The following is a 22,212-nucleotide window of genomic DNA, read 5'->3' as shown; positions in this document are numbered from 1 at the left end:
CACGACGCCACGGTAACCACGCGAGGCTCGGTTCGCCTACCCTTCCCCGAGGTATGTGTAGGCAGGCCGTACCGCGAGTCCGATTTACGTCGTTCCGGTTCGGACACAAGGGATGGAGCGAGCGACGACCGCGGCACCCGCACGCCGTCAGGGGGCCACGCGGAGGTGGCGCGGCGGGGTCGCGGGGACGAGCGTCGGGCAGATCCCGTCGCCCAGACCCTCCGTCATGCCCACGGCCCGGTCCAGCGCCGTGGGCGCGGTCACGCGGGTGCCGCGCAGCGCGGCGTCGGCGGCCAGCGAGAAGATCCGTCGCGCGCGCTCCGGGTCCCGCCAGCGGTGCCTGTCCGCGAACTCCACCCAGCGCGCCGGCGGGATCGTGGTCTCCTCCGGGTACTCCAGCTCCGCCCAGGTCACCGCGGTCTCGAACAGGTCGACGACGGCGTCCGGGTCGGTCTCGACGTCGAGCAGCCGGTCGTGGTGGGCGCGCCACGGATGGTCCGCGCGACACTCGGCGGGGCAGGCGAGCCGGGCCGGGACGGGCATCTGCCGACCTGCGGGCTGCTCGGGCACGCGGGCCTCCGATCCGGCGGGCGCTGGGGACTCCCCAGTTCTAGATCGCGACCGGCACCGGGCGGTTTCCGGACTGTTTCATCCGGATGAAGGAGGCCGCCGGACCCGCTCCGCCCCGGGCTCAGCCGAAGAACACCTCCGCCTCGGCGTAGAGCGCCGGGTCGACCGTCTTGAGCTGCTTGGTCGCCTCCAGGAGCGGGACCATCCGGATCTCGGTGCCGCGCAAGGCGGTCATCATGCCCCACTCGCCGGCCTCGACGGCGTCGATCGCGTGCAGGCCGAAGCGGGTGGCGAGCCAGCGGTCCCGGGCGGTGGGCGTGCCGCCGCGCTGGACGTGCCCGAGCACGGTGGTCCGGGCCTCCTTGCCGGTGCGGCGCTCGATCTCCTGGGCCAGCCAGTCCCCGACGCCGCCGAGCCGGGCGTGCCCGAACGCGTCCTTCTGGGCGCTCTGCAGCACCTCGGCGCCACCGACCGGCATCGCGCCCTCCGACACGACGATGATCGACGCGTAGGCGTCCCGGAAGCGGCTCTCCACCCACGCCTCGACGCGGTCGACGTCGAAGGGCTGCTCAGGGATGAGGATCCCGTTGGCGCCGCCCGCCATGCCCGCGTGCAGCGCGATCCAGCCCGCATGCCGGCCCATGACCTCGACGATCAGCACACGGTGGTGCGACTCGGCCGTGGTGTGCAGCCGGTCGATCGCCTCCATGGCGATGGAGACCGCAGTGTCGAAGCCGAACGTGTAGTCCGTGCCGCCCAGGTCGTTGTCGATGGTCTTGGGCACGCCGACGACCCGCACCCCGTCGTCGTGCAGCCTGGCCGCGACCCCGAGCGTGTCCTCGCCGCCGATCGCGATCAGGGCGTCGACGCCCTGCGCCTCGATCGTGCCGCGGATCCGGGCCACGCCGTCGTCGGTCGCGAAGGGGTTGGTCCGCGAGGAGCCGAGGATCGTGCCGCCGCGGGGGAGCAGGCCGCGGACGTCCGGCACCCCGAGCGGGCGCACGTCGCCCTCCAGGACGCCGCGCCAGCCGTCGCGGAACCCGACGAACTCGTGTCCGTACGCCGCCGCGCCCTTGCGGACGATCGCCCGCAGCACGGCGTTCAGCCCGGGACAGTCGCCCCCACCGGTCAGCACCCCGACTCGCATGGCGGGCCTCCGTTCTCCATCGATGCAGAAACGCGCTGATGTTACCGTCGTCACATCAGCGCGGCCGGGTGGGTCCGGGCATCCGGGACAGCCGCGGTTCGGGCCTCGGGGCCAGGGGTACCGATGGACATGAGCACGACCGACGCCGCCCCGTCCGACACCGTCTCCCGCTCCGTCGACGCCGCGCACTCCCGCCCCGAGGGCGCCTCGGACGAGCTGGTCGCGGCCGCCGGCAAGTTCTCCGAGATGCTCGAGCGGATCGAGCGGGCCCGCGGCGCGCTGTACGAGTTCCACCAGCTCATGGGTGGCGCCGACGCGATGCTCGACGACGTCGTGGACAAGCTGCGTGAGTGCGGTCAGCAGGAGTGGGCCGAGCGCATCGAGACGGAGCTCATCGGGCGCAACGCGATCGAGGGGCGGTGGAGCTTCCAGATCGTCGAGGACTTCGACGACAACTACTACGCCCCGCTCAAGGACACCGAGCGCGCGCTGCGCGACGACCTGATGGACGGGCGCCGGCACGTCTTCGAGGCCGAGATGAAGCAGAGCCGGCGCACCCACGGCCACCCCCACCACACCGCCACACCCGACTCGAAGGACTGAGGCGGAGGGTGGGAGTAGCCGCGTCCGGTCAGGCCGGCACGTAGACGAGGCTCCCGCTGAAGTCACCGGCTTGTGCGTCCGGCGCGGCGGTCACCTTCATCGTTGCGGTCAGGGCGCCCTCAGGTGCAGAGATCGGGATCCGGGGCGCCCGAGCCGGCGGAGCGCTCGAACGACACGTGCACGTGGTCGAAGTGGTTCTCGGTCGTGCTGCCCCGGTTCTCCATGGGCTCCCAGCCGTCGCCGTAGTTGATCCGCTGCTCCCAGATCACGTACGAGATGCCGAGGGCCTCGCGGTTGGCGAGGGCACAGGCGGCGATCCGGTCGCCGTGCGCGCCGGTCGTCATGAGGTCGATGGCCCGGCCGGCGGGGTGGTCCGAGACGCGTCCGCGCCCGGCGACGCCGATGAGGTCCGGCTGGTCGTAGAGGCAGGACAGGAACCGGGCGGCGTCGCGCACCCACGGCGTGACGGCACCCAGCCCGGAGAGGTCCACCCCGCAGTTCGTGCGGGCCTCGCGGGCCAGCCGCTCCTCCTCGGCCCGGCGGGCGGCGTCGTTGAGGCCCGCGGACTTCAGCAGGTTCTCGGCCGCGGCCAGCCCCGGCGGCTCGGCCTCGCGGCGGACCGGCAGGACGCTCGCCGCCAGTGCGGCGCCGTCCGCGGCGAACAGCTCGTCGTCGACGACGTCCGACGACGCCAGGTCCACCTGGGCGGACTCGACCGTGGAGGAGGTCCCCGTGCCCAGCAGCGACACCGCCGGAGCGAGCGCGGCGAGCGCGCCGCCGGTCACCGCGGCGGCGGTGGCGCCACGACGCAGCGCCCGACGACGGCTGCGGGGCGGCGGGGCGCCGGCACCCGCGAGCAGCCGGCGTACGTCGACCGTCCCGCGACCGGGCGCGCCCGCGGCGGGGGAGCGGTGCCGCGACACGTCCTGCCTTCTCGGTGCGAGGCCCGGGCGGACCGCCGGTGCGGGGACACCGGGCGGAGGGTCTCCGGGTCCGTCGGGGGAACCGGGCCGTCGCGTCGTGCCCGGAACGTAGCGGAGAGGTCACGAATGGCCCGGTATCCGTGACTCACCGTGAGGCGTGCGTGCCCGCGGGCGCGGCGAGCGGTCGGCCCGCGCGTCGAGTGCGGCCCACTGGCCAGCGGGGCTCACCCGTCGAGTGCAGCTCAACCCGTCGAGTGCGGCTCACCCGTCGAGCGTGATGATGTCCGCGAGCACGGACGACGCCGTCGGCCGCCGGTCCGGCCCGGGACTGTCGTGCACCACCAGCAGCCGCGCCGGCCCGGTCCCGGGCATCAGCGAGATGCCCTCGGCGTGGTCCTCGCCCTGCCCGTGCGGGAGCTCGCCGAGCAGCGGGAGGCGGTCCCGGCGGACCAGCCCGCTGCGGTCCGTCGCCGCCGCGTCGCGCCACCGGTACAGCCGCACCGGCCCGGACAGTGCCATGCTCGGCCCGGCGAGGACGAGCAGGTCGTCGCCGTGCGGGCAGAGGTCGCGCACGCCGAGCCCGCCCAGGTCGAGCAGGTGGGTGCGGTACCGCTCCCCGCCGGGGAAGGCGCCGAGGACCAGTTGCCCGTCGTCGGCCGGGTGCGGTTGCGGGAGCAGCTCGAGGACGACCGCCCAGCCGCGCAGCACCGGGCCGCGCAGCCCGACGTAGACCGAGTCGCCGTGCACGGCCAGGCCCTCGACGTCGAACCCGTTGTCCTTGCCCGGGATCGCCAGGAACGGGCCGAGCCGAGGGTCGTCGGCGAGCAGGTCTGCCAGGCCGATGCTGCCGGGTGCGCCGACGAGGGCCGAACAGGCGCCCGCGGCGGTGCGCAGCCGCAGCTCGGGCGGCCCCTCCGTGTACGCCTCGACGGCGAGCCGCGCGAGGACGTACCGGTTCTCCTCCCGGCGGACCTTCCCCAGCCGCTTGAGGGCCTTGGGCACGTCGTCGTGCGGGCGGACGCGGCGGCGCTTGAGGCTGTGCGAGCCGATGGCCCACAGGAAGGCGCCGGACCGCGCGAGGCCCTCGATGTCCGCCTCCTGGTCCGGCGGCCCGGGCAGCCGGACCAGCTCCGCGAGCGGGAACGTGACCGGTTTGTCGGCGACGGCGAGCCCGTGGTCGAGCTCGAGCCGCTCGACCGTCGCGGTCTCGTCCCCGGCGAGCCACAGGGCGGACCCCTCCACGCGCACGGCCGAGAGGTTCACGTGGTTGCCCGTGCGCACCGTGTCGCCCGCGAACCGGAGCTCGAGCTGCCGTTCGAGGCGGAGGAGGCCTGGGTCCATCCCCCAGTTCTACCGGGGCGGCGGGGTCGGGGTCAGCAGGTCGCGGGCCGCCCGCACGGCGCCGACCTCTCGAACGACACGTGCACGTGGTCCTCGTGGTCGGCCGTGGGGCTGCCGCGGTCCTCCATGGCCCGCCAGCCGCTGCCGTAGTTGATCCGCTGTTGCCAGATCACGCAGGAGACGCCGAGGGCCTGCATGTTCTGCAGCGCGCAGTCCGCGATCGCGTCCCCGGTCGCCCTGCCCACCATGAAGTCCGCGGCGAGGCCGGACGGGTGGTCCGAGGCGTTGCCGCGGCTGCCGCCCCCGAGCGTCTGCGGCTCACCGAACCGGCAGCCCAGGAACTCGACGGCGTCGGACACCCAGGGCTTCACGGCGCCGAGGCTCCCGGTGCTCAGCCCGCAGGAGGCGCGGCCGGTGCCCGTCTGCAGGGTCCGGCCGGCGAGCGCCTGCGTCGCGCGTTGCCCGGCCTGCGCGGCCTCGGCATCCTGCTCGTGCTGCCGTGCGGCCTCGGCGGCGGCGTGCTCGCCCGCCTTGCGGGGCGGCGACGACGCCACCCGCGGCGAGCGCGAGCGCGGAACCGCGGCGGGCGGGTCCGGGGAGCGACCGGACCGCGTCCCCCACCCGCGCGGGACGGCGCCGCGGGGAGCCCGGCGCCGGCTGCTGGTGGGGGATCGCGGTGCGGCCTCGTGGGGAGCGATGCCGGGCCACGACGACCTCTCGTGTTCAGCTGTCGGACGGCGACCGGGCCGCGGGCGGTTCGAAGGGGATCGGCCCTGCTGGGGAGGCGGGCGTTCGGGGCGCCCAGGGCCGTTCGTGATCGTTCCGTGATCCGGTCGCGGTCGACGCTAGGGCTTCCGGCCCGGGTCGTGTGGGGAGGTTGCTCCTGCTGAGACGATCGGATCGAGCGGAGCGGCGAACGGCCGTTCGGGTGGTGACGGTCTCGCCGGGTGGCCTGCGCCGTGGTCGCGTTCACCGGTGAGGTGCCGTTCGGCGCGTGGTTCGCGACGGTTGCGGCCGCTCTTCGGCCGGATGTCCGGTCCGGGCGGCCATGTCCTGCGTCCGTTCGATGCAGCGTCCTGAGTGGAGCCGGTGTGGATCCGAGCGGTGGGGCGGGCGGCTCCGAGGAGCTCCGCGCCTGCGGCGGGAAGGCCCACGGGCAGTCCGGCGCGCGGTCAGGCGCTGCGATGCCGGCCGTGGAGCGTCCCGGGCAGCCCGCCGCGCTGGATGTACTCGGCCTCCTCGGCGACCTCGCGGGTGGCGCACGGCCACGCCGCGGCGATACCCGACGCCTCGCGACACTCCCGGCAGTACCCGTGCGGGTCGGGGGTGTGCTGCGAGAGCGTCCGCTGCAACAGGTCGGGCATACCGGACAAGATCGACGCAAGCGCCACTGACTGTCACCTCCTGGAACTGTGGCCGCGAAAGTAGTGCCGCGACTACGCGAGGTGACAGCCAGGGGCGTGGTGAACCGGTTAACGGGGGCCTGCTATCGGCGTACGGCCGAGGGGTCCGACGGGCGATCCGTGGGCGGGCGAAACGGTCGGCCGAAGCCCTTGCTGACCGCCCGTTCTCCGTTTCCCGCGGACAGGGACGGAACCACCCGCCCGGGCCCCGCATAGGACCGGACTCTCACGAAGTAGTACGGGAGACAGTCCGTGGACGAAGCAGGGTGGTGCCGGTCAGGGTGGACGGGCGCCGCCCGTCGTACTCGGACACGCCGTCGAGCTTCCACAGCAGCGCCTCGCGACCCTGCCGGAAGGAGTGGAGCAGCTCGGCCTTGACGGTCGTTCCGCCGTCCTCCCGGCTCACGCCGGGACCGGCACCTTCTTCCCGCGCCGCAGATTGGCGACCACGGCCAGCTCCTCGGTGAACCGCCCACGCAGCAGCACCAGCACACCCGCGGCGGCGAGGACCCCCGCCACGCCGGCCGCGAGCAGCGTGAGCACGTCCGACCCGGCCGGGCGCACCACGGACGCGACCGCCCAGCTCGCCAGCGCGACCGCCACGACCGCGGGCACGTGCTTGACGTACATCCGCAGCACCGCGCCCATCAGCCCGTCGGACACCCGCGCCGAGAATCGCAGCATCACCAGGAAGTGCGCCAGGATCGCGACCGACGCCCCGACGGCCACCCCGTCGACGCCCCACAGCCGCGCACCGATCGAGCACAGCACCACGACCTCGGCCGCGTAGAGCCACTGCCGCCACGCCGCCCGGTACACCGCCCCGGTCGCGCGGGTGAGCGACGTGCTGATCTTGTAGGACGTGCGCGGCAGCAGGACCAGCGCGAACACCTGCACCGGCAGGATCACGGCGTCCCACTGGCCGCCGAGCAGGATGTGCACGACCTCGGGTGCGAGCACGAACAGCAGCACGGCGGCGGGTGCGGTAACCAGGGCGACGAGCGAGGACGTGCGGACATAGGCGTGCCGCAGCCGGGCGCCGTCGTCGCGCACCCGGGCCATGGCCGGGAACAGCGCCTTGTCCGCGGCGCCACCGATCACGTTGGCGGGCTCGGAGAGCAGGTTGTAGGCCCGGGTGTAGACGCCGAGCGGGCCGGTGCCCAGGACGTTGGCGACGACGAGGTTGTCGGCGTTGAGGGCGATCCAGTTGCCGAGCTGGGTGAGGGAGTACCCCGAGCCGAAGTTCAGCATCGGGCGCAGCCGCCCCCAGGCCGCGGAGGGCGCCTCGACGGCCACGGACGGCCGGGTCAGGGCCAGGTACCCGACGCATTTGATCACCGCCGCCGCGATCTCCGCCCACGCCAGCGCCGTGGCACCGAAGCCGAGCAGCGCCAGCACCACGGACACGCCGATGATCCCGGGCCCGGCCGCGAGCAGGTCGACGACGGCCATCGGCCGGAACCGCAGGTCCCGCTGCAGCAGCCCGGTGGGCACCGCGGTGGCACCGGCGAGCACGAGCGTGACCGAGAGCATCCGGAGCAGCCCGGAGTCCGCGGGCAGGCCCACCAGCCCGTTCAACGCCGGCGCGAACCCGAACAGCAGCGCCGCGAACACGGCCGACAGCACGATCGAGAACCAGAAGGCCGCCGCGACGTCCCGGTCGGTGAGCTCCCGTTGGTGCACGAGCGCCGCGGCCACGCCCAGCTGCGTGACCAGCTGGGTCAGGCCGACGACGAGCAGCGCGGCCGCGACCGAGCCGAACTGCTCCGGCGTGAGCAGCCGGGCGAGCACCACGGTCGCCGCGATCTGCAGCACCGCCTGCCCGACCGACCCCGTGAAGGACCAGGCGAACCCGCGGACCGTCCGGGCGGTGAGGCTCGGCTTCGACGGGCGGCCGGGGTTCGGGATCGGCTCCGTGGGCGGTTCCGGCGGCAGGGCCGGCGGTACCGTCATCGGCGCATCGCGGGGTGCACGCGGCCGGCGACGGCGAGCCCGGCGTACCAGGCGAGCTGCGTGGCGGCGCGGCGCACGGTCTCGCCGCGGCGCGGGGGCCCGAACAGGCTCTCCGGGGACAACCCGGACACGGCGGGATGGAACACCGAGTTCCCGACCCCCTTCGTCAGCATCAGGTCCGGCAGGCCGTCGCCGATCCGGCGGAGCTCGCGCGGGACCCCGTGGAAGCTCCAGCACTCCGCGAGCGGCGGCACCGGCCCCGGGTAGTCGAGCACGAACTCGAGATCGAGCACCTTGAGGCCCGCGTGAGCGTCCCACATGAGGTTGTGCGGGGAGAGGTCGAGCACGAACTTGCCGCGGTCGTGCAGGTCCCGGGCGAACCGGGCCAGCTGCCGGACGACGTCGGGCCGCAGCTGGTGCATCTCCTTCACCCCGGACAGCGGCCGCACGAGGTGCCGGCCGACGTCGGTGTAGAAGGGCGTGAGCAGCCAGTTCGGGCCGTGCTCGAGCAGCTCGGGCACCTCGGGCAGGTCGGCGAGCTCCTGGCGGGCCCGCAGCTCGCGTCGGAACGAGTCGAGCGCACCCGGGCGGAAGATCTTGCACACCGTCCGGCCGTGCACCGGGTGGTCGACGAGCGCGACGCGCGCCCGGTAGCCGGGGGAGTCCGGCGCCAGCATCCGCACGAGCGGGAACGGCACGGAGCAGGCCTCGATCAGCGCGGTGACCCGCGGGAGCAGCCGGGCCTGGACGCCGAGGTCGCCGAGGACCTCCAGGAAGTCCAGCGCCTGCTGCGGCCCGGTGGAGACGTGCAGCGGCTCGTAGTGCTGCTGCGGCGGGAGCTGGTGCAGGAGGCGGTGCGTGGTGCGGGCGCGGACCTCGCCGATGCGGTCGGCCATGCTCCGCACGCCCTGCACGACGCCGACCGGCGGCGCGACGTCGCAGGCGACCACGAAGGTGTGCGGGCCGCCGCCGGGCACCGGCTTGCCGCCCGGTCCCCAGTCGGCGCCGGCCAGCCCCGTGCGGGCGGCGGCGCGCTGCGCGGCGTCGAGCTCGATCACGTCGAGGATCTCCAGGCCGCGGGCGATGCCCGCCACCGCCTCGTCGATCTGGTGCGCCGCGGCCTCGCGGACCACGAACACCACCAGTCCTCGCCAGGCCGGGATCTCGGCGGCCGGCCGGGCCGCGAGGCCCCTCGGCGGTGTGACCGCGTCGCGTGCGTCGTCGATCGTCATCGTCCCCCCATCGGCCCAAGCAACGGCCGGACGGGGCGAGCATACGGGTGAGGTGAACTCCCGGTGAAGGAACCCTGACCGGGCGTCGACGATCACGCGTTCGAGCCATGACCTGGGATGATCAATACACGTCGCGCACGTAACGCCCGTCGGCGACCAGCTGCTTGACGTAGGCCGCGGTGCGGTCGGCGTCCATGCCCCCGTGCGCGGCGACGACGTCGCGCAGCGCGAGGTCCACGTCCTTCGCCATCCGGCCGGCGTCACCGCAGACGTAGAAGTGGGCGCCGTCGGCGAGCCAGCGCCACAGCTGCGCGCCGTGCTCGCGCATCCGGTCCTGCACGTAGACCTTGTGCCGCTGGTCGCGGGAGAAGGCGACGTCGAGCCGGGCGAGCGTGCCGTCGGCCCGCATGCCCTCCAGTTCCTCGCGGTAGTAGAAGTCCGTCGCGCACCGCTGCTCGCCGAAGAACAGCCAGTTCGGCGCCGTGTGCCCGCGCGCCCGCCGGTCCTCGAGGAACCCGACGAACGGGGCCACCCCGGTGCCCGGCCCGACCATGACCATCGGGGTGGCGGGGTCGGCGGGCGGCCGGAACCGGGGCGACGACCGCACCAGCACCGGCGTCGGCCCCTCGCCCGCCGCGTCGGCGAGGAAGGTGGAGCACACGCCGCGCCGGCCCCGGCCGTGCCGGCTGGTGAACCGGACCACCGACACGGTCAGCGAGACGGCGTCGGGGCTGGTCAGCGGGCTGGAGGAGATCGAGTACCAGCGCGGCTGCAGCGCGGTCAGGGTGTCCGCCCACTCCTGCGCCGGGGCCCGCACCGGGAACTCGGTGAGCACGTCCGGGGCCTGGCGGTCCCACGTCCAGCGCGCGAGGTCGGTGCCGTGCCCGGCCCGCAGCAGCTCCTTGAGCACGCGGTCGCCGGTCCGCTCGGCGACGAACCCCAACAGCGCCGGGGAGATCCGGGTGATGTCGAGGTGCCGGCCCAGCGCCTCGGCGAACGCCATGTCCTCGCCGCGCACCGTCACGGCGTCGTCGGCGGGCAGACCGGTCAGCTCCAGCCATTCCTCGACCAGGTCGGGGTGGTTGACGGGCCGGACGCTGAGCGCGTCGCCCGCCTCGTAGGCGAAACCCCCGTCGCCGGCCAGGGTGAAGCGGCGGATCTCCTTCGCCGAGCCGGGCAGGCTCAGCAGCCGGGTCTCGCGCAGCACGGCGTCCACGGGCACCGGCGCGGGCGTCGGCTCGGCGGCCGGTGCCGGCGGTGCGACGGGCCGGGTGGTGGCCGGGGCGCGCGTCGCGCCGTCGTCGGAGGTCAGCAGGGCCACGACCTGCCCGGTCCACGCGTCGGCGGGGGCCTCGAAGTCGGGGTCGCAGTCCACGCGGTCGAGCAGTCGGGTGCCGCCGAGCTCGGCCAGCCGCTCGTCGACCCGGCGGCCGTGCCCGCAGAACTCCGAGTAGCTCGGGTCGCCGAGCGCGAGGACCGCGAACCGGACGTCCCGCAGCGGCGGACGGTCGGCCGCGAGGTCCGCCCAGAAGTCCGCGCCCACGTCCGGGGAGTCGCCGTCACCGAACGTGCTCGTGACCACGAGGAGGTCGGCGTTCGGGGGCAGGGCGTCCGGACAGGTGTCACCCATGCAGACCAGCTGTGGTGTCCGCCCGACGGCGTCGAGTCGCGCCGCGACGGAGGAGGCCACGGCCTCGGCGTTGCCCGTCTGGGAGGCCCACAGGACGAGCAGGGGCCGCCGCCCGCCCACCCCTGGCTCCTTCGGCTCGCTCGCGGCCAACCGTGAGAAGGTGCCGGCGAGCATCCCGTTGATCCACGCGGCCGTGTCGGTCCCCACCGGCGCCCCGGCCGGCAGGACCGGCACGCCCGGCGCCCCGCCCCGGTCGACGCCGGCCAGGAAGCCCGCGAGGTAGCGCCGCTCGGCGCCGGTGAGCACCGGCGGGGTGAGGTCGAGCCCGAACACCGCTCCGACCTCCCGGGGGCCCTCGTCCGCGCTCGCCGGGAGTTCGGCGGGCGCGACCCTCTCCAGCGCGACGGCGCACGCCTTGAGCTCGGGCTGCAGCGAGGCGGGGTCGACGGCGTCGTTGGTGACGGCGTTGACCGCGAGGTCCTCGCCGAACAGATCGCTCCAGTGGAAGGGCGCCCAGCAGGTACCGGGCCGCATCCGGTCGGTGACCACGGCGGGCAGTACGGCGCGGCCGCGCCGGGAGGCCACCGCCACCCTGTCGCCGTCGGCGATGCCCGCGGCCTCGGCGTCGGCGGGGTGGATCTCGACGAACGGGCCCGGGTTGAGCCTCGTCAGCGCCGGGACCTTGCCGGTCCTGGTCAGCGTGTGCCACTGGTGCTGCAGCCGGCCGGTGGTGAGGACGAGCGGGTGCTCGTCGTCGGGCAGCTCGGCCTGCGGCATGTGCGGGCGGGGGAGGAACTGCGCCCTGCCCGACGGCGTGGCGAAGGACAGCCGCCCGTTCTCCGGCCGGCGACGCCGGCTGATCCCGTCGTTGAGGTAGCGGACGGGGTTGCGATCCGGCCCGTCGGGCGCGGCCGGCCACTGCACCGGGGTCCCGCGCAGCCGCGCGTAGCTCACGCCCCGGACGTCGTACCCCGTGGCGGGGTTCCAGGCCCGCTTGAGCTCCTCGAAGACCTCCTCGGCCGAGGAGTAGGTGAAGTGCTCGGCGTACCCCATCTCGCAGGCGACCCGGGCGATGATCTGCCAGTCCGGCAGCGCCTCGCCCGGCGGCGTGACCGCGGGCTGCAGGAGCGTCAGGTTCCGCTCCGAGTTGATCATCACGCCCTCGACCTCGGCCCACATGGCCGCCGGGAGCACGACGTCGGCGTACGCGTTGGTCTCGGTGGCCTCGAAGACGTCCTGGGTCACCACGAAGTCGCAGCGCTCGAGCGCGTCGACCACCGTGCCCCGGTTCGCCACGCTGGCGACCGGGTTCGTGCAGACGATCCAGCAGGCCTTGATCTCGCCCTCGGCCATCCGCGCGAACATGTCGATCGTCCCGGTGCCGACGTCGGCGCGGATCGTGCCCTCCGGCACCGCCCACAGCTCCTCGACGAAGCGGCGGTCGTCGGCCGAGAGCACGGCCCGCTGGCCGGGCAGGCCGGGGCCCATGTAGCCCATCTCCCGTCCGCCCATGGCGTTGGGCTGGCCGGTGAGCGAGAACGGCCCGGAGCCGGTGCGGCAGATCGCCCCGGTGGCGAGGTGCAGGTTGACCAGGGCGTTCGTGTTCCAGGTGCCGTGGGTGCTCTGGTTGAGCCCCATCGTCCAGCAGCTCGTCCAGTTCGCGGCGCCACCGATCAGCCGGGCCGCCTCGCGCAGGTCGTCCTCGGGCACGCCGGTGATCGAGGCGACGGCCTCGGGCCCGTAGTCGGCGAGGAACTCCGGCATCGCCTCCCAGCCCTCGGTGAACCCGGCGACGAACTCCTCGTCGACCGCGCCCTGCTCCACGAGCAGGTGCAGCAGCCCGTTGAGGAGCGCGAGGTCGGTTCCCGGCTCCAGCTGCAGGAACAGGTCGGCCTTGGCGGCGGTCGCCGTCCGGCGGGGGTCGACGACGATGAGCTTCGCGCCCTGCTTGACCCGGTCCATCATGCGGAGGAAGAGGATCGGGTGGCAGTCGGCCATGTTCGCCCCGACGACGAGGAAGACGTCGGCGTGGTCGAGGTCGGCGTACGAGCCGGGCGGCCCGTCGGAGCCGAGGGACTGCTTGTAGCCGGTGCCGGCGCTGGCCATGCAGAGCCGGGAGTTCGACTCGATCCATCTCGTCCGCCAGAAGCCCTTGGCGAGCTTCGTGGCGAGGTACTGGGCCTCGAGGGTCATCTGGCCGGAGACGTAGAGCGACAGCGCGTCCGGCCCGTGCTCGTCGAGGATCTCCCGCAGCCGGCGGGCGGTGTCGGTGATGGCGGCGTCGACCGGCGTGGGCTCGGCCTGCGCCCCACGCTCCGGGCGGCGCAGGGCGGTCCGCAGCCGGCCGTCGGCGACGAGCATCTCGGCGCTGTGCGCACCTTTGGTGCACAGCCGGCCGGCGTTGGCGGGGTGGTCGGCGTCGCCGCGGACCTTGCGGATGCGGGTGGCCCCGTCCGGGCCGGGCTCGAGGTCCAGCACCATCCCGCAGCCGACGCCGCAGTAGGAGCAGACCGTCCGAACGCTGGTGAGCGGGCCGGGGTCCGGTGTGCCCACGCCTGTTGTCCTCCGTGCGTCGTGCTGCCCGACCTGGGGCGGGCTCTCGCCACCCGCCCGGCCGACGCTAGGAACGGGGGATTGCGGGCACGTCAGCGGAATCGGTCCGCCGTGTCACATCCCCCTCACCGCGCCGTGTGCGGGTGTGTGCGGCAGTGGGCCGGGTCACGCCGGGCGCGAGCCGGGGACGGATGCGGTCCGGCCGGGACCGCTGGAGAACGAGAACGGCCCCTCACCCTGTTCTCGCTGGTGAGGGGCCGTATCCGCTGTGGCACTGGTGGTGCCCCCGGCAGGATTCGAACCTGCGCTCCCGCCTCCGGAGGGCGGTGCTCTATCCCCTGAGCTACGGGGGCGACTCCCGCTCGCCGCGTTCCCGCGGCGTGCAGGAGAACCCTACAACACCCTCCGGATCAGTTCTGCGGGAGGGGCTGGGCGCCGCGTGCGGCCAGCAGCTGCCGCATGAGATCGGCTTCGGAGGTCTGCGCGGTGAGCGCCTGCGCGGCCAGGTTGCGGACCTCCGGCAGGGCGGCGTGGTCGGCCGCGTACTGCAGCATGTCCGTGCCGCCGAGGTGGTGGCGCAGCATCAGCTGCAGGAACAGCGTGTCGAGCTGCGCGCCCTTCGCGGCCCGCAGGTTCGTGAGGTCCTCGTCCGTCGCCATGCCCGGCATCCGGGCCGCGCCGGCCCCGGATGTGCCGGACATGCCGGACATGGAGTGCCCGTGGCCGCTGTCGCCGGGCTCGGCCATCCACGTCATGTACTGCCGGCCCGTCGGGAAGGCCGGGGCGCCCCAGAGCCCGAGCCAGCCCTGCATGCGCCCGATCTGCTGCAGCTGCGTGGTCTCGATGTCGAAGGCCAGCTGCTTGACCTGCGGGTCCGTGGTGTGGTCCCGGGCCCACGAGGCCATCTCGACGGCCTGCTCGTGGTGCACCGTCATGTCCTGCGCGAACCCCACGTCGACCGAGTCGGCCGACGGCGTGGTGGTCGCGGCGGATCCCGGCAGGCCGACCAGCATCCCGGCGGCCCCGCCGATCAGCAGCAGCGCCACGGCGGCGGCGATCACGACCAGGGGACGGACCCACCGCGGCTCGCGGCGGCCGGGTTCGGCCACCGCGTCCGGTTCGAGGTCCGTGGCCACGGGGCTCACTGGCCGCCCGGCGCCTTGCTCGGGTCGGCCATCGTGCCGCCGGTCGTGCCGGCGCCGCGCTCGGCCACGATCGTGCCCCCGTTGATCTCCGAGACCGCCGGGGTCGGCTCGAACGGCGGCGGGTTGTCCTGGTCGAACGCGCCCGGGCCGAGGGCCTGGCAGGTCGCGCCGATCTCCGGGTAGTTGTACTGGTTGCGGCGCAGCGAGGCGATGAACTGGTCGATCCGCGGGTCGTTCGCGTCGCTCAGCTTGAGCTGGTGGTTCCAGGCCTGCAGCGAGATCGGCTGGTCGAGACCCGGGTAGGGCGCCATCACGGTGTACGGCTGGCCGTCGACCTTCTTCGCGAGGGTGTCGAGCGCCGCCCCGCTGACCTGGTCGGGGTTGTAGGCGATCCAGATGGCGCCGTGCTCGAGCGAGTGCACGAGGTTCTCCTGGCGCACCGCCGTCTTGTAGACGATGCCGGTGCACGCGGCCCAGTACTGGTCGTGGTCGCCGCCCATCGGCGGCGTGTGGGTGTAGGCGACCCGGGTCGGGCCGACGACGTGGCCCTGGCCGGACCCCGTGTAGTTGTCCGTGACCACGCCGGGGATCTGCGCGGACGGGTCCTTGTTCGTGTCGCTCGGCGTGTACGCGGCGAGGGCGTCCTGGGCGGCGCTGTTCTCGTTGTTCCGGTAGACCGCGTAGCCGAAGATCGCGCCGGCGAACAGCACGACGACCAGCACGCCCGCGATCAGGCCCCACGGCGTCGACCGCTGGGTGACGACCGAGTTGCGGGCCTTGTTCCGACTCGCCTTGCTGCTCTTGCCGCTGGCCATGAACCGTCCAGTTGATCGGGTTTCGAGGGCGACCTCACCCAATTGGCGGTCGCGGCCCCGCAGTCTAGGAGCGCCGCCTGAGAAACCGCCGAGTGCCACCTCCTATCCTCGTGGGGTGACTCCCGACGTGCTCGCCGACCTGGTCCGTGTCGCCGCGCTGGACGTGCTGGTCGCGCGCGGTCTGGCCGCGGACGCGCTGCCCGCCGACGCGGGCGTCGAGCGGCCCCGCAACCCCGAGCACGGCGACTACGCGACCAACGTGGCGCTGCGCACGGCGAAGAAGGCCGGCGTCCCCCCGCGGGACCTCGCGGGCTGGCTGGCCGAGGACCTCGCGGGCCGCGCCGGGATCGCCTCCGCCGAGGTCGCGGGGCCGGGCTTCATCAACCTGCGGCTGGCGGCGGACGCGCAGGGCGCGCTGGTCGGCGAGGTGCTGGCGGCGGGGGAGTCCTACGGCACGGGCGACGAGTACTCCGGGCACAACGTGAACCTGGAGTTCGTCTCCGCCAACCCCACGGGCCCGCTGCACCTGGGCGGCACCCGCTGGGCCGCGGTGGGCGACGCGCTGGGCCGGGTGCTCACCGCGCGGGGCGCCAAGGTGACCCGCGAGTACTACTTCAACGACGCCGGCGCGCAGATCGACCGGTTCGTCGCCTCCCTGGTCGCCGCGGCGAAGGGCGAGCCCGCGCCGGAGAACGGCTACGGCGGCGCCTACATCGCCGACATCGCCGCGCGGGTGGTCGAGGCCGAGCCCGCGGCGCTGGGTTCCCCCGACCAGGACGAGATCTTCCGGCACGTCGGCGTCGGGTTCATGTTCGCCGAGATCAAGCAGGACCTGCACGAGTTCGGCACGGACTTCGACGTCTGGTTCCACGAGAACTCGCTGCACGAGTCCGGAGCGGTCGACACCGTCGTCCAGCAGCTCAAGGACTCCGGCGCGCTCTACGAGGCGGACGGCGCCTGGTGGCTGCGGACGAAGGACTTCGGGGACGACAAGGACCGGGTCGTGATCAAGAGCGACGGCCGCCCGGCCTACATCGCCGGCGACCTCGCCTACCTGCGGGACAAGCGGGCGCGCGGCTTCGACCTGTGCATCTACATGCTCGGCGCGGACCACCACGGGTACATCGGCCGGCTCAAGGCGGCGGCCGCGGCGTTCGGCGACGACCCCGCCGTCGTCGAGGTGCTCATCGGGCAGCTGGTGAACCTGGTGAAGGACGGCCAGCCGGTGCGGATGAGCAAGCGGGCGGGCACCGTCGTCACGATGGAGGACCTGGTCGAGGCGGTGGGCGTCGACGCCGCGCGGTACTCGCTGATCCGCTCGTCGGTCGACTCCGCGCTCGACGTCGACCTCGACCTGCTGGTCAAGCGCAGCAACGACAACCCGGTCTTCTACGTGCAGTACGCGCACGCCCGGCTGGCCTCGCTCGCCCGCAACGCCGCCGACCTCGGCGTCGAGCCCGGTTCCGCGTACGGGCTGCTCGAGCACTCGCGCGAGGGCGACCTGATCCGCACGCTCGGCGAGTTCCCGGAGATCGTGCGCGCGGCCGCCGAGCTGCGCGAGCCGCACCGGGTCGCGCGCTACCTCGAGGCCCTGGCCAGCGCGTACCACAAGTTCTACGACAGCTGCCGCGTCCTGCCGATGGGCGACGAGGAGGTCACCGAGCTGCACCGCGCCCGGCTCGGCCTGTGCGTCGCCGCCCGGCAGGTGCTGGCCAACGGACTCGGGCTGCTCGGCGTGAGCGCACCGGAACGGATGTGAGGACGGACCCGTGAGAGCGCACCCCGCCGGCCCGCTGCACGGCGGCATCCAGGCGCCGCCGGAGACCGCCGGCCCCCGCCCCACCGGCGCCGCCGAGCTCGACCACCTCGCGCCGGCCGTGTGGCCGCGCAACGCCGCACGCGGCGCCGACGGCGCGCTGCGCGTCGCCGGCGTCGACGTCCGGGAGGTGGCCGAGCGCTTCGGCACCCCGCTGTTCGTGGTCGACGAGGCGGACTTCCGGTCCCGCGCGGCCGAGTTCGCCGCGGCGTTCGGCGCGGAGTCCGTGCACTACGCCGCCAAGGCCTTCCTGAGCACCGAGATCGCGCGCTGGGTCGCCGACGAGGGCCTGTCGATGGACGTGGCCAGCGGCGGCGAGCTGGCCGTCGCGCTGCGGGCCGGCTTCCCGCCCGGGCGGATCGCGATGCACGGCAACAACAAGTCCGTCGCCGAGCTGACCGCCGCCGTGGAGAGCGGGGTCGGACGCGTCGTGCTCGACTCCTTCCACGAGATCGTCCGGCTCGACGCCGTCGCGGCCGAGCAGGACGTCGTCCAGCCGGTGATGATCCGGGTCACCGTGGGCGTCGAGGCGCACACCCACGAGTTCATCGCGACCGCGCACGAGGACCAGAAGTTCGGGTTCTCCCTCGCCGGCGGCCCCGAGTCCGACGCCGCCGAGGCCGCCCGCCGGGTGCTCAAGGCCGGCAACCTGCGGCTCGTCGGGCTGCACAGCCACATCGGCAGCCAGATCTTCGACACCGAGGGCTTCGAGGTGGCGGCCCACCGCGTCGTCCGGCTGCTGGCCGACCTGCACCGCGAGCACGGCGCGGCGGCCCTCGCCGACCTGGCCACCCTCGACCTCGGCGGCGGGATCGGCATCGCCTACCGGCCGGACGAGGACCCGCTGTCGATCCCGGCACTGGCGAAGGAGCTGCGCGGGATCGTCGAGCGCGAGTGCGAGGCCGCGGGGCTCGACCTGCCGGAGGTCGCCGTGGAGCCCGGGCGCGCCATCGCCGGCCCCGGCGGGATCACGCTCTACGAGGTGGGCACGCTCAAGGAGGTCCCGCTCGGCGTCGGGGCGCGGCGCTACGTCAGCGTCGACGGCGGGATGAGCGACAACATCCGCACCGCCCTCTACGACGCGCTCTACGACTGCCGGCTCGTCTCGCGGTCGTCGGCCGTCGACTCGCTGCCCGGCGGCGACCGGCCCGCGCTCTCGCGGGTGGTCGGCAAGCACTGCGAGTCCGGCGACATCGTGGTGCGGGACTGCTGGCTGCCCGCGGACCTCGCGCCCGGCGACCTGCTGGCCGTGGCCGCCACCGGCGCCTACTGCTACTCGATGGCCAGCTCGTACAACCGGCTGCCGCGGCCGGCCGTCGTCGCGGTCCGCGACGGCGAGGCGCGGGTGATCCTGCGCCGGGAGACCGACGAGGACCTGTTCCGGCTCGAGGTCGGCCCGTGAGCGTGGGCACCCCGGACTGTCGCGCGGGGCGCCGGACAGGGATGATCCCCGGTCGGAGCCGGTCGGTCGGACCGGCCGGACCGGCCCGCACCACCGTCTCAGGAGGATCGTCGTGACGTCAGACGCGCCCGTGCGGGTCGCGCTGCTGGGCTGCGGGACCGTCGGGTCCGAGGTCGTCCGGCTGCTCGAGGACCAGGCGGGGGACCTCGCAGCCCGCGTCGGCGCGCCCGTCGAGCTGGCCGGGGTGGCCGTGCGCCGCCCGCACCGGCACCCGACGCTGAACCCCGACCTGGTGACCACGGACGCGTCCGCGCTGGTCACCCGGGACGACGTGGACGTCGTCGTCGAGGTCGTCGGCGGCGTCGAGCCCGCCCGCACCCTGCTCCTGCAGGCGATCAAGGCGGGCAAGTCCGTGGTCACCGCGAACAAGGCGCTGCTCGCCGAGGACGGGGCCACGCTCGCCGAGGCCGCCGACGGCGCGGGCGTCGACCTCTACTACGAGGCCTCCGTGGCCGGGGCGATCCCGCTGCTCCGTCCGCTGCGCGAGTCGCTGGCCGGCGACCGCATCACCCGGGTGGCCGGGATCGTCAACGGCACCACCAACTTCATCCTCTCCGCGATGAGCGCCTCGGGCGCCGGCTACGCGGAGGCCCTCGAGGAGGCCACCCGGCTCGGGTACGCCGAGGCCGACCCGAGCGCCGACGTCGACGGCTACGACGCCGCCTCCAAGGCCGCGATCCTCGCCACGATCGCCTTCCACACCCGGGTCACCGCGGCCGACGTGCACTGCGAGGGCATCCGCCGGGTCACCGCCGCGGACATCGCCGCCGCCCGCGGGCTCGGCTGTGCGATCAAGCTGCTCGCGATCTGCGAGCGCGTCCCCGGCTCGGGCGGCGCGCCCGAGTCGGTGTCCGCCCGCGTCTACCCGGCGATGATCCCGCTCAGCCACCCGCTGGCGGGCGTGAACGAGGCGTTCAACGCCGTGTTCGTCGAGGCCGACGCCGCCGGCCAGCTCATGTTCTACGGCCAGGGCGCGGGCGGCGCGCCCACCGCCAGCGCCGTGCTGGGGGACCTGGTCGCCGTGGCCCGCAACCGGGTCGGCGGCGGGCGCGGGCCGCGCGAGTCCGCCTACGCGAGCCTGCCCGTGCTGCCGATCGGCGACGTGCACACCCGCTACCACGTGAGCCTCGAGGTCGCCGACCGCGCGGGCGTGCTGTCCGCGGTCGCGGGGGAGTTCGCGCGGCGCGGGGTGAGCATCGCCGCGGTGCGCCAGACCGGCGGCCGCGAGGACGGGGACGTGCCGGAGACCGAGGCCGCGGAGGAGGAGCAGGCCGCGCGCCTGGTCGTCGTGACGCACGGGGCGCCGGACTCCGCGCTGCACGCGACGGTCGAGGCACTGGCCGGGCTCGACGTGGTCCGCGGCGTGGAGAGCGTGCTGCGCGTGGAGGGGCTGGGCCGTCCGGTCAGCACCCTCGGCGTGGCCGGATGAACGCGCGGGCGAGCGCCGCGCGATGACGGGAGAGACTGTGAGCACCGCCGTGAACCGGCTGGCCCCCTGGCCGGGCGTGATCGAGGCCTACCGCGACCGGATGCCCGTCGGGCCGGACTGGGAGATCGTCACCCTGGCCGAGGGCGGCACCCCGCTGATGCCGGCGCCGGTGCTCTCGGAGCGCACCGGCTGCGAGGTGTACCTGAAGGTCGACGGGCTCAACCCGACCGGGTCCTTCAAGGACCGCGGGATGACCATGGCCGTGACCGCGGCGCTCGCCGAGGGCAAGCAGAGCGTGCTCTGCGCGTCGACCGGCAACACCTCCGCCTCGGCGGCCGCGTACGCCGCCCGCGCCCGGATGACCAGCGCCGTGCTGGTGCCGCGGGGCAAGATCGCGCTGGGCAAGCTGGCCCAGGCCGTCGCGCACGGCGCCCGCATCCTGCAGATCGACGGCAACTTCGACGACTGCCTCGAGCTGGCCCGTAAGACCACCGCGGACTACCCGGCGATCGCGCTGGTCAACTCGGTGAACCCGACCCGGATCGCGGGCCAGGCCAGCGCGGCCTACGAGATCTGCGACGCCCTGGGCCGCGCCCCCGACGTGCACTGCCTGCCGGTGGGCAACGCGGGCAACATCACCGCGTACTGGAAGGGCTACCGCGGCTACCACGCCGACGGGCTGATCTCCGCGCTGCCGCGCATGTTCGGCTTCCAGGCCGCCGGCGCCGCGCCGCTCGTCGAGGGCGCGCCGGTGAAGAACCCCGAGACGATCGCCACGGCGATCCGGATCGGCGCACCGGCGTCGTGGAACGGCGCAGAGACCGCCCGCGAGGAGTCCGACGGCCGGTTCGCCGCCGTCACGGACGACGAGATCCTCGCCGCGCACCGGCTGCTGTCCACGCGCGAGGCCGTGTTCGTGGAGCCGGCGTCGGCGGCGAGCGTCGCCGGGCTGCTCCAGGCCTCGGCCAACGGCTGGCTCGACCGCGGGCAGCTCGTGGTGTGCACCGTCACGGGCAACGGCCTCAAGGACCCGGACAGCGTGCTGGCCACCGCGCCGGCCCCCGAGATCGTGCCGATCGACCCGAGCGCGGTCGCCGCGGCCCTGGAGCTGGTCTGATGGGACGGCCGACCGAGGTGCGGGTGCGGGTCCCGGCGTCGTCGGCCAACCTCGGGCCCGGCTTCGACTCGCTCGGGCTCGCGCTCGGTCTCTACGACGACGTCGAGGTCTGCGCCACCGCCGAGCCCGGCGTCCGCGTCGAGGTCGAGGGCGAGGGCGCCGACCAGGTGCCCTGTGACGAGACGCATCTTGTGGTGCGCGCCATGCGGACCGCGTGGGCGCTCTTCGGCGACGAGCCGGCGGGCCTACGGATGCGGTGCCGCAACGCGATCCCGCACTCGCGCGGGCTCGGCAGCTCGGCCGCCGCCGCGGTGGCCGGCGCCGTCGCCGCCTGTGTGCTCTCCGGTCGCGACCCGAAGCTCGAGCAGGAGGCGTTGCTGCAGGTCACGGCCGGGATGGAGGGACACGCGGACAACGCAGCGGCGAGCCTGCTCGGCGGGTTCGTGGTCGCCTGGGAGACACCGCAGCAGGTCGGGAACACCTTCGGAAACCTTCCTGCCCGGTTCCACGCCGTCCGTCTCGACGTGCACGCCGGCATCGCGCCGATCGCACTCGTCGCAGGGGTCGAGTCCTCCACCAAGACGACCCGCGGTCTGCTGCCCGAGCTGGTCCCGCTGCCCGACGCGGCGTTCACCGGGAGCCGGACCGCGCTCTCCGTCCTCGCCTTCACCCAGCGGCCCGAGCTGCTGATGGCGGCCACGGAGGACCGGCTGCACCAGGGCTACCGTCGCCCGGCCTACCCCGAGTCCGCGGACCTCGTCGACGCGCTGCGCGCCCACGGCGTGCCGGCCGCGATCTCCGGCGCCGGACCGACCGTCCTCGCGCTGACCTCGGCGGGAACGCTGCCCGAGGAGCTGGACACGACCGGGTTCACCGCGCTGCCGCTGCCCGTCGACACGCTCGGCGCGCAGGTCGAGATCGGCTGAGGTTCCCGGCCGACACGCCGGGCCCGACCGGGGGTTGTTGTTGCCGCGGAACCGTGGACGGTCTACCCTCGGCCTCGCACGGCGATCCACGCGTCATCCGCGTGGCCTCTCGAGCCGGAACCCACTCACTGCAGTCCATGCGGTCGG

18 protein-coding genes and 1 tRNA gene are annotated in these 22,212 nt (G+C 74.3%); 6 read left to right on the top strand and 13 right to left on the bottom strand.

Annotated elements, in window-relative coordinates:
• Window positions 1-147 precede the first annotated feature (147 nt).
• On the bottom strand, window positions 148-570 hold the full coding sequence (locus LWC33_RS20170; protein ID WP_233305968.1) for a hypothetical protein: 423 nt from the start codon (window positions 568-570) through the stop codon (window positions 148-150).
• A gap of 121 nt (window positions 571-691) precedes the next feature.
• Entirely contained in the window at window positions 692-1,717 is a 1,026-nt protein-coding gene (locus LWC33_RS20165; protein ID WP_233305967.1) for a 6-phosphofructokinase, read from the bottom strand.
• A gap of 129 nt (window positions 1,718-1,846) precedes the next feature.
• On the opposite strand from LWC33_RS20165, the gene LWC33_RS20160 reads away from it, so the two are divergent.
• Entirely contained in the window at window positions 1,847-2,320 is a 474-nt protein-coding gene (locus tag LWC33_RS20160; protein ID WP_233305966.1) for a hypothetical protein, read from the top strand.
• 119 nt (window positions 2,321-2,439) lie between these two features.
• Here LWC33_RS20160 and LWC33_RS20155 read toward each other — a convergent pair whose 3' ends face one another.
• From LWC33_RS20155 to LWC33_RS20105, 11 genes are all read right to left on the bottom strand, one after another.
• On the bottom strand, window positions 2,440-3,243 hold the full coding sequence (locus LWC33_RS20155; protein WP_233305965.1) for a VldE C-terminal domain-containing protein: 804 nt from the start codon (window positions 3,241-3,243) through the stop codon (window positions 2,440-2,442).
• 261 nt (window positions 3,244-3,504) lie between these two features.
• Complete coding sequence (locus tag LWC33_RS20150; protein WP_233305964.1) at window positions 3,505-4,584, bottom strand: DUF3616 domain-containing protein; 1,080 nt, start codon at window positions 4,582-4,584, stop codon at window positions 3,505-3,507.
• A 32-nt stretch (window positions 4,585-4,616) separates the two neighbouring features.
• The gene (locus LWC33_RS36145) at window positions 4,617-5,138 is read right to left on the bottom strand and encodes a VldE C-terminal domain-containing protein (RefSeq protein WP_233305963.1); all 522 of its coding nucleotides are present in this window, start codon (window positions 5,136-5,138) and stop codon (window positions 4,617-4,619) included.
• 618 nt (window positions 5,139-5,756) lie between these two features.
• Entirely contained in the window at window positions 5,757-5,948 is a 192-nt protein-coding gene (locus LWC33_RS20140) for a hypothetical protein (protein ID WP_233305962.1), read from the bottom strand.
• A gap of 265 nt (window positions 5,949-6,213) precedes the next feature.
• Window positions 6,214-6,393 carry a DinB family protein gene (locus LWC33_RS35640; protein ID WP_305080882.1) on the bottom strand — a complete coding sequence of 60 codons (180 nt, stop codon included), beginning with the start codon at window positions 6,391-6,393 and terminating at the stop codon, window positions 6,214-6,216.
• On the bottom strand, window positions 6,390-7,940 hold the full coding sequence (locus tag LWC33_RS20130) for a lipopolysaccharide biosynthesis protein (protein WP_233305961.1): 1,551 nt from the start codon (window positions 7,938-7,940) through the stop codon (window positions 6,390-6,392). The genes LWC33_RS35640 and LWC33_RS20130 overlap by 4 nt, the downstream gene beginning before the upstream one ends.
• Window positions 7,937-9,172 (bottom strand): phosphotransferase, encoded by a 1,236-nt coding sequence (locus LWC33_RS20125; RefSeq protein ID WP_233305960.1) that lies wholly within the window; start codon window positions 9,170-9,172, stop codon window positions 7,937-7,939. The genes LWC33_RS20130 and LWC33_RS20125 overlap by 4 nt, the downstream gene beginning before the upstream one ends.
• A 121-nt stretch (window positions 9,173-9,293) precedes the next feature.
• Window positions 9,294-13,355 carry a bifunctional nitrate reductase/sulfite reductase flavoprotein subunit alpha gene (locus tag LWC33_RS20120; protein WP_233305959.1) on the bottom strand — a complete coding sequence of 1,354 codons (4,062 nt, stop codon included), beginning with the start codon at window positions 13,353-13,355 and terminating at the stop codon, window positions 9,294-9,296.
• Window positions 13,356-13,633: 278 nt separating this feature from the next.
• A tRNA-Arg gene (locus tag LWC33_RS20115) sits at window positions 13,634-13,708 on the bottom strand.
• Window positions 13,709-13,765: 57 nt separating this feature from the next.
• The gene (locus LWC33_RS20110; protein WP_233305958.1) at window positions 13,766-14,491 is read right to left on the bottom strand and encodes a DUF305 domain-containing protein; all 726 of its coding nucleotides are present in this window, start codon (window positions 14,489-14,491) and stop codon (window positions 13,766-13,768) included.
• A 5-nt stretch (window positions 14,492-14,496) separates the two neighbouring features.
• The gene (locus tag LWC33_RS20105) at window positions 14,497-15,315 is read right to left on the bottom strand and encodes a thioredoxin-like domain-containing protein (RefSeq protein ID WP_233305957.1); all 819 of its coding nucleotides are present in this window, start codon (window positions 15,313-15,315) and stop codon (window positions 14,497-14,499) included.
• Window positions 15,316-15,430: 115 nt separating this feature from the next.
• On the opposite strand from LWC33_RS20105, the gene argS reads away from it, so the two are divergent.
• The 5 genes from argS (at window position 15,431) to thrB (ending at window position 22,065) form a co-directional block, all read left to right on the top strand.
• The gene (argS, locus tag LWC33_RS20100) at window positions 15,431-17,074 is read left to right on the top strand and encodes an arginine--tRNA ligase (protein WP_233305956.1); all 1,644 of its coding nucleotides are present in this window, start codon (window positions 15,431-15,433) and stop codon (window positions 17,072-17,074) included.
• A 10-nt stretch (window positions 17,075-17,084) separates the two neighbouring features.
• Entirely contained in the window at window positions 17,085-18,533 is a 1,449-nt protein-coding gene (lysA, locus tag LWC33_RS20095; protein WP_233305955.1) for a diaminopimelate decarboxylase, read from the top strand.
• A gap of 112 nt (window positions 18,534-18,645) precedes the next feature.
• The gene (locus tag LWC33_RS20090) at window positions 18,646-20,022 is read left to right on the top strand and encodes a homoserine dehydrogenase (RefSeq protein WP_233305954.1); all 1,377 of its coding nucleotides are present in this window, start codon (window positions 18,646-18,648) and stop codon (window positions 20,020-20,022) included.
• Window positions 20,023-20,059: 37 nt separating this feature from the next.
• Window positions 20,060-21,139 (top strand): threonine synthase, encoded by a 1,080-nt coding sequence (gene thrC / locus LWC33_RS20085; RefSeq protein WP_504937544.1) that lies wholly within the window; start codon window positions 20,060-20,062, stop codon window positions 21,137-21,139.
• Entirely contained in the window at window positions 21,139-22,065 is a 927-nt protein-coding gene (gene thrB / locus LWC33_RS20080) for a homoserine kinase (protein ID WP_233305953.1), read from the top strand. Before thrC ends, thrB begins: the two co-directional genes overlap by 1 nt.
• Window positions 22,066-22,212 lie beyond the last annotated feature (147 nt).

This window comes from Pseudonocardia terrae (genome assembly GCF_021343995.1).
Lineage (GTDB): Bacteria > Actinomycetota > Actinomycetes > Mycobacteriales > Pseudonocardiaceae > Pseudonocardia > Pseudonocardia terrae.
Note: the sequence above shows the minus strand (reverse complement) of the source record. Positions and strands in the feature narration are given on the sequence as shown.

Excerpts from the sequence above, each read along its gene's own strand:
- LWC33_RS20165 (WP_233305967.1), bottom strand. The coding sequence starts at position 1,717 with ATGCGAGTCGGGGTGCTGACCGGTGGGGGCGACTGTCCCGGGCTGAAC.
- LWC33_RS20105 (WP_233305957.1), bottom strand. The coding sequence starts at position 15,315 with ATGGCCAGCGGCAAGAGCAGCAAGGCGAGTCGGAACAAGGCCCGCAAC.
- LWC33_RS20130 (WP_233305961.1), bottom strand. The coding sequence starts at position 7,940 with ATGACGGTACCGCCGGCCCTGCCGCCGGAACCGCCCACGGAGCCGATC.
- LWC33_RS20125 (WP_233305960.1), bottom strand. The coding sequence starts at position 9,172 with ATGACGATCGACGACGCACGCGACGCGGTCACACCGCCGAGGGGCCTC.
- LWC33_RS20150 (WP_233305964.1), bottom strand. The coding sequence starts at position 4,584 with ATGGACCCAGGCCTCCTCCGCCTCGAACGGCAGCTCGAGCTCCGGTTC.
- LWC33_RS20140 (WP_233305962.1), bottom strand. The coding sequence starts at position 5,948 with ATGCCCGACCTGTTGCAGCGGACGCTCTCGCAGCACACCCCCGACCCG.
- thrB (WP_233305953.1), top strand. The coding sequence starts at position 21,139 with ATGGGACGGCCGACCGAGGTGCGGGTGCGGGTCCCGGCGTCGTCGGCC.
- LWC33_RS20160 (WP_233305966.1), top strand. The coding sequence starts at position 1,847 with ATGAGCACGACCGACGCCGCCCCGTCCGACACCGTCTCCCGCTCCGTC.